We start from the raw sequence: 14507 nt of genomic DNA on the forward strand, positions 1-14507 counted from the left end.
GGTTGAATATATGCCGATCCGGGCAAAGCCATAAAAAAACCCGCGGCGAACCGCGGGCTTATATTTCAGCATATGCTCCGGATATGGAGGTTACATCCCCTGTGGGCCGCGATTCATCGCCGCGATACCGGTGCGGCAAATCTCGATCAGGCCGAGCGGCTTGATGATCGCCACGAACTGGTCGATCTTCGACGACTTGCCGGTGATCTCGAAGATGAAATGCTCCACCGTCGCATCCACTACCTTGGCCTGAAACGCATCGGCAAGGCGCAGCGTCTCAGCGCGGTCCTCGCCGGAACCGGCGACCTTGATGAGCGCCACTTCGCGCTCGATAGGCCGCTCCTGACCGAGTTCGCGGGCGCGAACGGTGAGATCGAGAACCCGGTGCACCGGCACGATGCGCTCAAGCTGCGCCTTGATCTGCTCCAGCACGATGGGTGTGCCGCGCGTGACGATGGTGATGCGCGACAGATGCGCCTCATGTTCCGTTTCCGAAACGGTCAGGCTTTCGATGTTGTAGCCGCGGCCGGAGAACAGGCCGATGACCCGGGCGAGGACGCCCGGCTCGTTGCTGACGAGAACCGACAGCGTGTGATTTTCGACGGCAGCCGTTTCCTTCTGGATGAAATAGGCCGAGCCGGTGGGTTGTAGGTGTGCGTTCATGTCCTTTTCCTCTCCCGGCTCAGACTAGCTGACGGCCCTTGGCGTCAATGGCGTTGGCAACCGCTTCATCCGTCGCCTCATCCGGCAACAGCATCTCGTTATGGGCTTTACCAGACGGGATCATCGGGAAGCAATTGGCAAGATTGGCGACGCGGCAATCGAAAATGACCGGCTTCTTGACCGCGATCATTTCTGCAATCTTGTCGTCCAGTTCCTTCGGATCGTCGCAATACATGCCGACCGCGCCATAGGCTTCCGCCAGCTTGACGAAATCGGGCATCGCTTCCGTATAGGAGTTGGACAGGCGGTTGCCATGCAGCAGCTGCTGCCATTGGCGCACCATGCCCATATACTGGTTGTTGAGGATGAAGATCTTCACCGGCAGACCGTACTGGATGGCGCAGGACATTTCCTGAATGCACATCTGGATCGAGGCGTCACCGGCAATATCGATGACCAGCGCGTCCGGGTGGGCGACCTGAACGCCGATGGCCGCCGGCAGGCCATAGCCCATGGTGCCGAGACCGCCCGAGGTCATCCAGTGGTTCGGCTCCTCGAAACCGAAGAACTGCGCCGCCCACATCTGATGCTGGCCAACTTCAGTGGTAATGTAAGTGTCGCGACCCTTCGACGCCTCATAAAGCCGCTGCAAGGCATATTGCGGCATGATGACATCGTTGGAATTCTTGTAGGCGAAGGAATTGCGGGCGCGCCAGCGCTCGATCTGCGCCCACCAGTCGGCCGTCTGCGCCTTCTCAACCTTCTTCGGCAGAGCGCGCCACAGGCGAACCATATCTTCCAGAACATGGCTGACATCGCCGATGATCGGCACGTCGACGCGAACCGTCTTGTTGATCGAGGACGGGTCGATATCGATATGGATCTTCTTCGAATTCGGCGAGAACGCATTGATGCGGCCGGTAATTCGGTCGTCGAAACGCGCGCCGACGCAGACCAGAACGTCGCAATCATGCATCGTCATATTGGCTTCGTAGGAACCGTGCATGCCCAGCATGCCGAGCCAGTTCTTGCCGGAAGCCGGATAGGCGCCGAGGCCCATCAGCGTCGAGGTGATCGGGAAGCCGGTCAGCTCCACCAGTTCGCGCAGCAGCCGGGTTGCCTCCGGACCGGAATTGATGACGCCGCCGCCGGTATAGAAAACCGGCTTCTTCGCCTTCGACATCAGGTCGATGGCGGCATGAATGGCGTTCAGATCGCCCTGAACCTTCGGCTTGTAGCTCTCATGCTGGGTGGCGGCGGAGGGCGGCGTGTAAGTGCCGGTGGCGAACTGGATGTCCTTCGGAATATCGACGACGACAGGACCGGGACGACCCGTCTGCGCGATACGGAAGGCTTCATGGATGATGCCCGCCAACTCGTTGACGTCCTTGACCAGCCAATTGTGCTTGGTGCAGGGGCGCGTGATACCGACGGTATCGCATTCCTGGAACGCGTCGGAACCGATGAGCGTGGTGGGAACCTGGCCGGACAGGCAGACGAGCGGAATGGAATCCATCAGCGCATCCTGCAGCGGGGTGACCGCATTCGTCGCGCCGGGGCCGGAGGTGACGAGCATGACGCCGACCTTGCCGGTGGAACGGGCATAACCTTCGGCGGCATGGCCAGCGCCCTGCTCGTGGCGCACGAGGATATGCTGGATGTCTTCCTGCTGGAAAATCTCGTCATAGATCGGAAGCACGGCACCGCCAGGATAACCGAAGATGTGCTCGACGCCATTGTCCTTCAGCGCCTGCAGAACGATCTCCGCACCTGTCATGCGATTGCTGTTTTCCGTATTGTCCTTATCCGTCATTGCCTGTTTCCATCCCGCTTTGGCTTTGGATATCGAGGAGCCCGAGGGCCTGTTTGAAGACATAAAAAAAGGCCCCTAGAGGAGCCTCGTTCAGCGCATGGGTGCTTTCGCCGGATGGTTACACCATCCTGCCCATGCGCCGTCCCACCACGATAAGTACGTTAAGATTTTTCATGGGCCGGAGTGTTAGCCACAAAAGCGCCAGCCGTCAACGCATATTGCGGGAAAAAATCGCCGCCGCCTTCTTTTATTACCCGAAAGGCTGCTTGCGCGAAATTTTCGAACGCAGCCGGTACACATGTTGTTAAGCATAATCTTTTAATATCGAGAACGCAGATACTGCCCGAACCACCGCGATCATCCGCATGTACCGGGAAAAAATGTGAGTAACGACACGTTTCATAATGCGTCCCGCATGGACGAAAACGAACGGCGATCCGGCCAGCAGCCGGCGAACCGCATGCTGGGCCGCGTCATCGCCTGTAACGGTGCGCATGCCACCATCGCCGCCGAAACGGAACCCGGCACCACCGATGTCTCGCAGCTCTGGTCCGTCGGACGCCTTATCTCCATCGAAATGGGTACGAGCCGTGTCGCGGCGCTGGTCTTTTCCATGCGAACCGGCGAGGACTACTGGGCGGCGGACAGGCCGAACAGGCTGCTGATCGAGGTTGAACTGGTTGGCGAAGTCTATCGCACCGAGGATGGCAGCGAGCGCTTTTCCACCGGCATCTCCCGTTACCCCTATCTCGGTGCGGTGGCGCATCGCATCCGCACCAGCGATCTTGCCAAGATTTACGACAGCGGCAAGCGCGACGCCTGCACGATCGGCAGGCTGACGCAGGACGATACGATCAACGCCACCATCAGCATTCCCCAGATGCTCGCCAAACATTTCGCCGTCGTCGGCTCGACGGGTGTGGGCAAGACCACCGCCGTCTCGCTGCTTCTGAACAAGGCGATCGAGACCGACCCGAAGCTGCGTGTCCTCATTCTCGATCCGCATAATGAATTCGCGGCCGCCTTTCCCGATCATTCAGTCGTCATCGACACCGATACGCTGGATCTTCCCTTCTGGCTGATGCGCCTTGAGGAATTTGCGGAAGTGATTTTCCGCGGCCGCAAACCCGTGCCGGAAGAAATGGATGTCCTTCGCGACCTCGTTCCGGAAGCGAAAAAGGCATTTCGCGGCACCGAGGGTTCCGCCGTGCGCCGCACCTCCGACAAGAGCGCGATCACGCCGGATACGCCGGTGCCCTATCGCATGGCCGATCTTCTCGCCCTCATCGACGAGCGCATCGGCCGGCTGGAAGGGCGTGGCGAAAAACCCGCGCTGCGTTCGCTGAAGGGCCGCATTCTCTCGGCCATCAACGACACGCGTTACAATTTCATGTTCTCCAGCAATACGATCAGCGACACCATTCTGGAGACGGTCGCGCATATTTTCCGCATTCCCGGGGAAGGCAAGCCGATTTCGGTGTTCCAGCTTTCCGGCATCCCCTCCGAAGTGGTGAATTCGGTGGTCTCCGTCCTCTGCCGCATGTCCTTCGAACTGGCGGTGCTGGCGCGTGGCTCGCTGCATATGCTTGTCGTCTGCGAGGAAGCGCACCGTTATGTACCTGCCGACCCCGAGCGCGGCTTTTTCCCCACCCGGCAATCCATTGCCCAGATCGCCAAGGAAGGCCGCAAATACGGCATTTCGCTCGGCGTCATCAGCCAGCGGCCAAGCGAGCTGGACCAGACCATCCTGTCGCAATGCTCGACGGTTTTCGCCATGCGGCTGTCGAACGAGATCGACCAGAAGATCATTCTCTCCGCCGTACCGAACGCATCGACCTCGACCACCAGCTTTCTGTCTTCCATCGGCAATGGCGAGGCCATCGCCTTCGGCGAGGCCGTCAATGTACCGATGCGCATGCGTTTCGACCGCGTGGCCACGGCCAAATTGCCGAAGGCGAGCGGCACCATCAGCCATACGAACCATGAAACCCCTGACACGGTCGATCTGAACAACATCGTCACCCGCATGCGCGCCACTGCCAAGCCTGTTATCACCGGCTTCCAGCAAAGCGTCGAAGCAGCCTTTTCCGATCTGCCGGAGCCGGCAGCCGCACCACGGGAGACGGACGACATCGACCGCTGGAAGCGGGAACTGGGGACGGCCGCACCGGAGGGATACGAGCCCTACCGCCCGGACATGCTGCCCGGCCGCACGCTCTCCGCATCGCCAAATCCGGCGGCACCCGATGCCGCCTCCGGCGCCGTCAACGAGTTGCGCAAGGCGAGTTTCCAGATGCAGGCACAGAATGGCCCGCCGCCCGGCGATGCACGTCCGTCGCTCCGCGAAAGCCTGCTGAAGAAGCCGCTCGGCAGTCTCTACCGGAAAGACTGATGGGCGCTCTCACGGCTGGATACGTGTCCAGTCGTCGCCCATCTGGTTGCGGAACCAGGTCATCTGCCGTTTGGCATATTGACGGGTCGCGGCCGCCGATTTTTCGATCACCTCCGCCTCGCCGATCCGCCCGGCCAGCATATCGGCAATCTGGGCAACGCCGATCGCCTTCATTGCGGTGGCATCGGATGCGAGGTTAAGCGCGAGAAGCGCCTGCACCTCCTCCACCGCCCCGCTATCCATCATCATCTCGAAACGCCGGTTGATGCGGTCATGCAGCACCGGCCTTTCCGGCAGGACGACGAATTTTTGCGCCCGGTCGGGATCGACGATCACCGGGCCGCTGGCGCGCTGAAAATCCCGGATCGACTTTCCGGTCGCCTTGAGCACCTCCAGCGCCCGGACGATACGCTGGCCGTCTCCCGGCTGCAGCATATCCGCCATGGCCGGATCGTGCCGTGCGAGTTCGGCATGGAGCGCAGCCGCCCCCTCCCCGATCAGCCGGGCGCGCAGCCCATCGCGGATGTCATCCGGAATGGCGGGCATGTCGGAAAGCCCACCCGTCAGCGCCTTGAAATAAAGCCCCGTACCGCCGACGATGACGGGCAAACGCCCCTGCCCGCGCAAATCCGCAAGCAGGGCGGAAATCTCCCGCAGCCATTCGCCGGTTGAGTAGAGGCTGCTCGCCGGCACATGGCCGTAGAGAAGATGCGGCACGCCCTCCATCTCGTCGTCGGACGGTCGCGCGGTCAGCACCCGCAGCGTGTCGTAAACCTGCATGCTGTCGGCATTGATGACGACGCCGTCCCGCTCCCGCGCCAGACGAAGCGCAAGCGCGGACTTGCCGCTTGCCGTCGGGCCGGTTATCAGGATCGCATCAAAATTCTCATCAAGGTTTTTCATCATGGCTCTCGTTGCCACGCTTATCGCCAATCCGTCAAATCCTGTTCTGACACCGGCCCTCGGCGAGGCGGCCGCAAAGGCCGTCAACGCATCGGGCCTTTATTGGCTGGCCGATGGCATCGCCTGCGATATCGCCCTGCCTTCCGGCACCGCAGCCGAACAGGCGCGGAGCGCCATTGCAGCCACGCTTGCCGGCCAGCCAGTCGATATCGTCATCCAGGAACAGGATCAGCGCCGCAAGAAACTGCTGATCGCCGATATGGATTCGACCATGATCGGCCAGGAATGCATTGACGAGCTGGCCGCCGAAGTCGGGCTGAAGGAAAAAGTTTCCGCTATTACCGCCCGCGCCATGAATGGCGAGATCGCCTTCGAACCCGCACTGCGGGAACGTGTGGCGCTGCTGAAGGGCCTGCCTGTCTCGGTTATCGACGATGTCATCGAAAAGCGCATCACGCTTACCCCCGGCGGCAGGGAGCTGATCGCCACCATGAAGGCCAAGGGCTACTACGCCGCTCTCGTTTCCGGCGGCTTCACCGTCTTCACCGGCCGCGTCGCCGCCATGCTGGGTTTCGATGAGGACCGCGCCAATCTGCTCGGCGAAGCCAATGGCGAGCTTGACGGCACCGTGACCGAACCGATCCTCGGCAAACAGGCCAAGGTGGATGCGCTGAACGATATTGCCGCAAGGCTCGGCATCTCGCCGGAAGAGGCGATGGCGGTCGGCGATGGCGCCAACGATCTCGGCATGCTGCATCTCGCCGGCGCCGGCGTTGCCCTGCACGCCAAGCCGGCCGTGGCCGCCGAGGCACAGATGCGCATCGACCATGGCGACCTGACGGCGCTTCTTTACATCCAGGGCTATCGCAAGACGGATTTTGTCACTCCATGATCATCCGAGAGACGCCACGACTCATTCTGCGCGAGTGGAAGGAGAGCGACCGTGACCTGTTCCGCGAAATCAACGCCGACGAAAAGGTCATGGAGTTTTTCCCCTTCCGCCGCAGCCATGCGGAAGCGGACGCCGTGCTGGAAACCATCAACGGCATGATCCGCGGCAGCGGCTACGGTTTTTATGCGATGGAACTGCGCGAAACCGGCGAGGTCATGGGCTTCTGCGGCATCTCCCCCGTCATGAACCTCGATCCGCCTTTCCCGGTCGGCACCATGGAGATCGGCTGGCGGCTCGCCACCCGCTTCTGGGGGCACGGCTATGTCACGGAAGCGGCGCAGTCGCTGCTCGTCATGGCCTTCGATGAAAAGGAAACGCCGGAAATCGTCTCCTTCGCCGTCCACAACAACCACCGTTCGACGGCGGTGATGGAGCGCATCGGCCTGAAGCGCGATCCTTCCCGCGACTTCGACCATCCGCGCGTGCCGGAAGAGACGCATCCGCACCTGCGGCCGCACGTCACCTATGCGCTGACGCTGGAGGAATGGCGGGCGCGATAAGACACCTGCCCGCCAGTTCCCAAGGTCATTTCACTGCGGCATTGCCGCCATCGGCGAACAGAGCGGCGCCGGCGACGAAGCTCGCCATGGGGCTCGCGAGGAAAAGCGCTGCCCGCGCAATTTCCGGCGGCTCAGCGATACGTTTCATCGCATGCAGGCCGGCAGCCCATTCCTTCTGCGCGTCGTCTCCCGCAGCAGGTGTATCGACCCCGCCGGGCAACAGCGCATTGGCGCGAATGCCCTTCACGGCATAATCGGCGGTAATGCCTTTCACCAGCCCCATCAACCCCGCCTTGGCCGCGCCATAAGCCGCCATGCCCGGTATGCCGGCGCTGGTGCCGACAAAGCTCGAGGTGAAGACGATGGAACCGCCACCCCGCATCAACATCGGCGGAATCTGGTAGCGCGCGCCCAGAAAGGCGGAGGTGAGATTGACGTTGAGCGCATGATCCCACTCCGCAGGCAAAATCTCCGCCAGCGGTTTCATGGCTCCCACCGCACCGGCATTGTTGACGGCGATATCGAGGCCACCGAAGACGCTTATGGCCGCATCCGCCAAACGGGCATGGGTTTCGGCAACACCGGCATCGCCGGCAACCGTGTGGACACGGCCGCCGGCCTCACGAATGTCTGCGGCAACCTCATGCAGAGCCTTTTCGCCGCGCGCATTGATGACAACAGCCGCACCTTCGGCGGCAAACAGCATCGCCGTCGCCCGGCCGATGCCGGATGACGCGCCGGTGATGATGGCAACCTTGTTTTCGAGTAATTTCATATCCTTGGCCTCCGTTCGATGGAGACCAAGAATTAGAGAGCAGCCGGGATCATAACCACCCGATTCCTGCCTGACCGGGCGGAAAGCGCCTTATTCCAGCGGCAGCGCCACGACGCGCAAATTACCCTGCGCATCGGCCACCATCATATGCGCATTCTTGCGGCCTTCGGATTTCAGGCCGTTGACGCGCACCAGCACGTCGCCCGGAACTTCCATGAAGTCCTGCCCGACCTCGACGATGATATCGCCGGCCTTCATGCCCTTCTGCTCGGCGGGCGAACCCGGATCGACGCTCGCCACCAGCACGCCTTCAACGCTTTCGGCAATGCCCTTTTCGGTGCGCAACTCATTGCTCAGCACCACGAGGTTCATGCCGAGCACGCTCTGCGGCGCCTCACGCACTTCCGGCGTCTGGTCCTGCGCCTGATCGTCGGCGCCGCCATCATCTTCCGGTGCAACCACACCGCTATCGCCGTCTTCACTCTGCTGATCTTCGGCCGAGGCCTTTTCGTCGGTCGTATCCTGCAATTGCCCGAGCTTGACCTTGACGGTCTCTTGCCTGCCGTCACGCAGGATCACCACATCGACCTCCTTGCCGACCGGGCTTTCCGCCACGATCCGCAAGAGGTCGCGCATTTCATGAATATCCTTGCCGTCGAATTTCAGCACGACATCGCCGGCCTGGATCGGGCCGTTCTCCACCGGTCCGCCCTTGGCGACACCGGAGATGAGCGCACCCTTGGCGCTGTCCATGCCGAGGCTTGCCGCCACATCGTCGGTGACGGGCTGGACACGAACGCCGAGCCAGCCGCGGCGCGTCTCACCGAACTCGATGAGCTGCTGAACGATATTCTGGGCAAGCTCCGTCGGCACGGCGAAACCGATGCCGATCGAACCGCCGCTCGGGGAAATGATCGCCGTATTGATGCCGATAACCTCACCCTTCATGTTGAAGAGCGGACCGCCGGAATTGCCCTTGTTGATGGCCGCGTCCGTCTGGATGAAATTGTCATAGGGACCGGCATTGATGTTACGCCCGCGCGCGGAAATGACGCCGACTGTCAACGAGCCGCCAAGCCCGAAGGGGTTGCCGATGGCCATCACCCAGTCGCCGATGCGCATGCTGCGCGAATCGCCGAACTTGACGGCCTTCAGCGGCGTTTTCGGCTCCACCTTCAAGACGGAAAGGTCGGTCTTGGTATCGGTGCCGACCAGCGTTGCCTTGAGCTTCGATCCGTTCGGGAAAATCACCTCGATAGCGTCAGCGCCCTCAATGACGTGGTTGTTGGTGACAACGTAGCCGGCCGGATCGATGACAAAACCCGAGCCCAGCGAACTCACCTTTTCGCCGCCCTCGGGCTTCTGGCTGTCGAAATAATCCTTGAAGAATTCCTGAAAGGGCGAGCCCTCCGGCAGACGCGGCGGAACAGGGCCCTTGCCCTCGGTCTTGACGTTCTGCGACGTGGAAATATTCACCACCGCATCGAGAAGCGGCTCGGCGAGATCGGCCACCGATTCCGGCCCATGGCTTTGCGCTCTCGCAGCAACCGGTGCCGTCAGGCTACCTGCCACAAGCGCGATGCCCGCGACTGCGGCGATGCTGCTGCGAAAAGGCGAAAGAAGGGTCACGGCCATAAGCGTCCTCGCGTTTCAAATAGTCTTGCCCTGCATATATCGGCAAAGCATAAGGCGGAATGATGAAGTGTAAAAATACCTTTTCGTGAACAGGCGGGGGACGCCTTGCCCTTAGCCACAGCATTGGCACGAAAACGGACCAAAAAGAAAGGGCCGGTAAAACCGGCCCCTCCAAAATCATTTTATCCGCTATCAGTTCGCCGGCGCTGGCGCAGGGGCAGCCGGAGCGGCAGGGGCCGCACCGTCGATATTGTTGAAATAACGGAAGAAGGTCGAGTCCGGGGACAGAACCAGCGTCGTGCCGTTGCCGTTCAGCGCATTGGCATAGGCGGACATGGAGCGATAAAACTCGAAGAAGTTCGGATCGCGCTGGAAAGCCTCGCCGAACACCTTGTTGCGCTCCGCATCGCCTTCACCGCGCAGCACTTCGGACTGACGGCGGGCGTCGGATTCCAGCTCGACGACCTGACGGTCGGCGATGGCGCGGCGGCGCTGCGCCTCTTCGTTACCGCGGGCGCGGATCAGTTCGGCCTCGGCCAGACGTTCCGACTTCATGCGCTCGAAGGTCTGCTGCGAGACTTCCTGCGTCAGGTCCGTACGGCGGATGCGGACATCGACGATGCTGATGCCAAGCGATTCCGCATCGGGACGCAGATCGTCGCGCACTTCCTGCATCATCGATGCACGGGCGTCCGAAAGCGCCGATTCGAAGCCGCGCAGACCGTAGACCCGGCGCAGCGATGCGTCGAGACGGGTACGCAGGCGCGATTCCGCCGACATCTGGTCACCCGAGACCGTCTGCCGGAAGCGGCGCGCATCCGTAATGCGATAGACCACGAAGGCATCGACCTCGTAGAACTTGCCGCCGGAAACCTGAACACGGATATTGTCGTGATCGAAGCGCAGCGCCCGGTTCTCGATATATTGCACCCGGTCGGCATCCATGAAGGCGAAGGGCAGCTTGAAATAGAGGCCCGGCGCGGTTTTCACATCCTGAATTTCACCGAAGCGGACGACGATGGCCTGCTGGCGCTCGTTGACGACGAAGATCGACGAATAACCGAGGAAAAGCACGACGGCGAGACCGACAAGAATGGCAGAAAGACGGTTACCCATATCAGTTGCCTCCCTGCTGTGCTGCGCCCGGATTGTTACGCATGATCTCGTTCAGAGGCAGATAAGGCACCACGCCCTGTTTTTCGTCGATGATGATCTTGTTGGAACCCTTCAGGACCTGCTCCATCGTTTCCAGGAACATGCGCTGGCGGGTCACGTCCGGCGCGGTGCGATACTGGTCATAGATGGAGACGAAACGCTGCGCCTCACCCTGCGCCTCGTTGACGACGCGCGACTTGTACGCGTTCGCTTCTTCGAGGATCTGCGCGGCCTGACCGCGAGCGGCGCCGAGCTTCTGGTTGGCGTACTGGTTGGCTTCCTGAACGAAGCGGTCTTCGTCCTGTTCGGCACGCTGCACTTCGTCGAAGGCATCGGCCACTTCGCGCGGCGGCGCCGCATCTTCGATGGCCACGGCATTGATGGAAATGCCGGCGCCATAACCGTCCATGGTGGACTGGATGATGGTGCGCACATCCGCCGCAATCGCCTGACGGTTATCGCGGAAAATGTCCTGTGCCGGACGACGGCCGACGACTTCGCGCATGGCGCTTTCGGAAACCTGCTGCAGGGTTTCGGCCGGGCTGTCGACGTTGAAGAGATAGGATTTCGGATCGGAAACCGTATAGAGCACCGAGAACTGCACGTTGACGATGTTCTGGTCGCCCGTCAGCATCACGCCGCTCGACGATGACGACGAGGCGCGCGAACCGATATTCTGCTGCTGCTCGGTAACCTTGACGATTTCAACCGTCTCGATCGGCCACAGATGGAAATGCAGACCGGGCATCGAGATTTCGTCCTTCGGACGTCCGAAACGCAGCTCCACGCCGCGCTCGTCCGGCTGGACGGTATAGATGGACTGGATGCCGAGGAAAACCAGCACGACGAGAACCACGATGGCAACCGCGCCGCCGTTGAAGCCGCCGGGCAGTACATTCTTGAAACGGTCCTGGCTGCGCCGGATGATCTCTTCGAGATCGGGCGGGCCGCCATTGCCGCCGCCACCGCCGCGAGGCCGGTTAGGCCCCTGCCCCCATGGGCCGCCACCGCCGCCCTGGTTGTTTCCTCCACCGCCGCCGCCCCAAGGGCCGCCGCCGCCATTCTGATTGCTCCAGGGCATCAATACCTCTTTATAAAAGCCTCTCCCGGTTCCGTTCGAAAGCGATTGCTCGCGTGCGGCGGGAATATCGACCCGTTATAGGAAGGAGAAGCGTCCGTTTCAACGCAGAGGTGGTAACTAAATACCCAATCAGGGTAAATAGTTCACTTTGACGCGGCTCTTCGCACATAAGTGGTAAACAGAACCGGATAATTGTCCTTTTCCCCTGCGGGAGCGGGGATTTCCTCGGTTTTCTCAAAAACGGCAGGATCGATTTCCGGAAAAAAAGTGTCGCCATCGAGCTTTACCGCGACATGGGTGACGGAAAGTTGATCGGCGAAGGGCATGGCCTGACGGTAAATCTCACCGCCACCGGCCACGAAGACCTCATCCACACCCAGTTCCGCAGCCTTGCTTCTGGCGAGCTTCAAAGCCTCCTCCAGCGAGGAGACGACATCCACGCCTTGCGGCCGGTAGTCGGAATTGCGGCTGACGATGATATGCGGGCGGCCCGGCAATGGACGCTCGCCGACGGATAAAAACGTCTTGCGGCCCATGATGAGCGGCTTGCCCATCGTCATCGCCTTGAAGCGCTTGAGGTCGGTGGAGAGTTTCCACGGCATGTCGAGGTCGCGGCCGATGACGCCGTTTTCGGACACCGCGACGATGATGGTGACGCGCGGCTCGCTCATACCGCGATCGGCGCCTTGATGCTTGAATCGGCCTCGTAGTTTTCCAGCGTAAAGTCTTCGAACTTAAAGCTGAAAAGATCCTTCACATCCGGGTTGAGGCGCATCGTCGGCAGGGCCTTGGGCGTGCGGGTCATCTGCAGCTTCGCCTGTTCGAAATGGTTGGCATAGATATGCGCATCGCCGAGCGTATGGACGAAATCGCCCGGCTTCAGGCCGGTGACCTGCGCCACCATCAGCGTCAGCAGCGCATAGGAGGCGATGTTGAACGGCACGCCGAGGAAAATGTCGGCCGAGCGCTGATAGAGCTGGCAGGACAGCTTTCCATCGGAAACATAGAACTGGAACAGGCAATGACAGGGCGGCAGCGCCATCTCGTCCACCAGCGCCGGGTTCCAGGCCGAAACGATGTGACGGCGGGAGTTCGGATTGGTTTTCAGGCCCTCGATCAAAAGCGCGATTTGGTCGACATGGCGGCCGTCCGGTGCGGGCCACGAGCGCCACTGCGCACCATAGACCGGACCGAGATCGCCGTTCTCGTCGGCCCACTCATCCCAGATGGAAACGCCGTTTTCCTTGAGATAGGCGATATTGGTATCGCCCTTCAGGAACCACAGCAGTTCATGAATGATGGAGCGCAGGTGCAGCTTCTTGGTGGTGAGAACCGGAAAACCTTCGGAAAGGTCGAAACGCATCTGGTAACCGAACACCGAGCGCGTACCCGTGCCGGTGCGGTCTCCGCGGTCGGAGCCGGTTTCCATCACATGCCGGAGAAGGTCGAGATATTGTTTCATGCGTTCTGCCGCCGATTCCCTGATATCGAGGGAATATAATAGCACAGGGCGGCAGAACCAATCACCGGGGAAACGCTTATCCCCGCCTTTCAGGAAAAATCAGAGAGATTGCAGTTTCCCGAGTTCCTTGGCGACCAGATAATAAAAGGTCACGCGCGATTTGGAGCGGTCCGCAGCCATGGCCTTGGCAACGGCATCGATTGCCTGATCGGCCGTACCGTCGGTCACGCCGAGCTTTTTGCCGCACCAGCTCGCCTTCACACGTGCAAGCTCTTCCGGATCGGAAGCGGACACCAGCGAGGAATCCCGGTTGCGCAGGGCGATGCCGAGATGTTTGACGATCTTGCCGACCACGGCTTCGTCGGCTGCTGCGTCGTATTTCTTCACATCTGCGAGATAGTCAGTCATGTCCACTCCTTCGTGTGTCCCCGGCCCGGTGTTGCTTCTGGTGACCGGTTGCATGGACAATGGGACAGCAATCCCTCGTCGTCAAGAATTGTCTAAAGTGCGGACCGCAATCACGAAACCTTTTCATGGAATTGTCATCACCCCCCTTTTCTCAGGCGGTCGAAACGCCTATATGAGCCTTGCCGGGGCAACCCGGCTATGGCGATAAACGGTCGGTGTAATAAACCTATTGGACCCGGGGGCGTTATACAGACAACCGGTGCCAGTTAGTCGACGAGCCAACTCCCCCTCAGAATGAAGCATGCGTGCCGATCGCCCCTAGGCGATCGAACAGCACGCATTCCGCTTAGAAGACAAGGCCGAGGAGCGGAGCCCAACTTCGCAGCGAACGAGGTCTTGTCGTCAAAAAGAACTTAAGAAGCCGGCCGGTAGGCCGTCATTTGCGGCAAAGCCGACTTGGACCCCGACCGAAGGAAGGGGCTTTGAGCGCCCGACCTCAGCAACACTGGCAGTCGATCACTCTGGCCGTTCATCATCGTAACATCCGGCTACAAAGCTGGCGCGAATACCCCAGCCTTCCGTTCCACTAGGCGCGAGAAAAATCACGCCGCGCTTGCGGTAGTGGCGGACCAGTTTTTCAACGCTTGCGATCCCGGCTGCACCCTTCTCGATCATGTAGATCGTGCGCGGACTGATGCCGGAATCCTCCGCCACCTCGGCCTGAGTTTGACCAAGGACAAGTCGAGCTACAGCAAGCATTCGTGACGG

The 14507-nt window shown here is 60.8% G+C and carries 14 protein-coding genes; 3 read left to right on the forward strand and 11 right to left on the reverse strand.

The window, feature by feature from the left end:
• Positions 1–90: 90 nt before the first annotated feature.
• Positions 91–663 (reverse strand): acetolactate synthase small subunit, encoded by a 573-nt coding sequence (gene ilvN, locus CFBP4996_RS08440; protein WP_003522378.1) that lies wholly within the window; start codon positions 661–663, stop codon positions 91–93.
• 19 nt (positions 664–682) lie between these two features.
• Positions 683–2476, reverse strand: a complete 1794-nt coding sequence (locus CFBP4996_RS08445; RefSeq protein ID WP_035239227.1) for an acetolactate synthase 3 large subunit — start codon at positions 2474–2476, stop codon at positions 683–685.
• 382 nt (positions 2477–2858) lie between these two features.
• On the opposite strand from CFBP4996_RS08445, the gene CFBP4996_RS08450 reads away from it, so the two are divergent.
• Positions 2859–4868, forward strand: a complete 2010-nt coding sequence (locus CFBP4996_RS08450; protein ID WP_080851495.1) for an ATP-binding protein — start codon at positions 2859–2861, stop codon at positions 4866–4868.
• 9 nt (positions 4869–4877) lie between these two features.
• On the opposite strand, the gene miaA is transcribed toward CFBP4996_RS08450, so the two are convergent.
• Complete coding sequence (gene miaA, locus CFBP4996_RS08455) at positions 4878–5774, reverse strand: tRNA (adenosine(37)-N6)-dimethylallyltransferase MiaA (RefSeq protein WP_080851492.1); 897 nt, start codon at positions 5772–5774, stop codon at positions 4878–4880.
• Between miaA and serB the strand changes: the two genes are divergently transcribed.
• Both serB and CFBP4996_RS08465 read left to right on the forward strand, forming a co-directional pair.
• Positions 5773–6663: a phosphoserine phosphatase SerB gene (serB, locus tag CFBP4996_RS08460; RefSeq protein ID WP_080851491.1), complete on the forward strand. Its 891-nt coding sequence runs from the start codon at positions 5773–5775 to the stop codon at positions 6661–6663. The two genes, miaA and serB, sit on opposite strands and share 2 nt — an antisense overlap.
• Positions 6660–7223 carry a GNAT family N-acetyltransferase gene (locus tag CFBP4996_RS08465; protein WP_020812046.1) on the forward strand — a complete coding sequence of 188 codons (564 nt, stop codon included), beginning with the start codon at positions 6660–6662 and terminating at the stop codon, positions 7221–7223. The genes serB and CFBP4996_RS08465 overlap by 4 nt, the downstream gene beginning before the upstream one ends.
• A 25-nt stretch (positions 7224–7248) precedes the next feature.
• On the opposite strand, the gene CFBP4996_RS08470 is transcribed toward CFBP4996_RS08465, so the two are convergent.
• The 8 genes from CFBP4996_RS08470 to CFBP4996_RS08505 form a co-directional block, all read right to left on the reverse strand.
• Entirely contained in the window at positions 7249–7998 is a 750-nt protein-coding gene (locus CFBP4996_RS08470; RefSeq protein WP_080851488.1) for an SDR family oxidoreductase, read from the reverse strand.
• Positions 7999–8088: 90 nt separating this feature from the next.
• The gene (locus tag CFBP4996_RS08475) at positions 8089–9633 is read right to left on the reverse strand and encodes a Do family serine endopeptidase (protein WP_080851486.1); all 1545 of its coding nucleotides are present in this window, start codon (positions 9631–9633) and stop codon (positions 8089–8091) included.
• 192 nt (positions 9634–9825) lie between these two features.
• A complete protein-coding gene (gene hflC, locus CFBP4996_RS08480) occupies positions 9826–10749 on the reverse strand; it encodes a protease modulator HflC (RefSeq protein ID WP_020812048.1) in 924 nt (307 codons plus the stop codon).
• 1 nt (position 10750) lies between these two features.
• Complete coding sequence (gene hflK / locus CFBP4996_RS08485) at positions 10751–11869, reverse strand: FtsH protease activity modulator HflK (RefSeq protein ID WP_003522368.1); 1119 nt, start codon at positions 11867–11869, stop codon at positions 10751–10753.
• Positions 11870–12012: 143 nt separating this feature from the next.
• Entirely contained in the window at positions 12013–12540 is a 528-nt protein-coding gene (locus tag CFBP4996_RS08490; RefSeq protein ID WP_080851484.1) for a dihydrofolate reductase, read from the reverse strand.
• The gene (locus tag CFBP4996_RS08495; protein WP_080851482.1) at positions 12537–13331 is read right to left on the reverse strand and encodes a thymidylate synthase; all 795 of its coding nucleotides are present in this window, start codon (positions 13329–13331) and stop codon (positions 12537–12539) included. The genes CFBP4996_RS08490 and CFBP4996_RS08495 overlap by 4 nt, the downstream gene beginning before the upstream one ends.
• A 99-nt stretch (positions 13332–13430) precedes the next feature.
• Positions 13431–13739: a DUF2853 family protein gene (locus tag CFBP4996_RS08500; RefSeq protein WP_003522365.1), complete on the reverse strand. Its 309-nt coding sequence runs from the start codon at positions 13737–13739 to the stop codon at positions 13431–13433.
• A 516-nt stretch (positions 13740–14255) separates the two neighbouring features.
• A complete protein-coding gene (locus tag CFBP4996_RS08505; protein ID WP_162935846.1) occupies positions 14256–14498 on the reverse strand; it encodes a helix-turn-helix transcriptional regulator in 243 nt (80 codons plus the stop codon).
• Between the last annotated feature and the right edge of the window lie 9 nt (positions 14499–14507).

This window comes from Agrobacterium leguminum (assembly GCF_005144435.2).
Classification (GTDB): domain Bacteria; phylum Pseudomonadota; class Alphaproteobacteria; order Rhizobiales; family Rhizobiaceae; genus Agrobacterium; species Agrobacterium leguminum.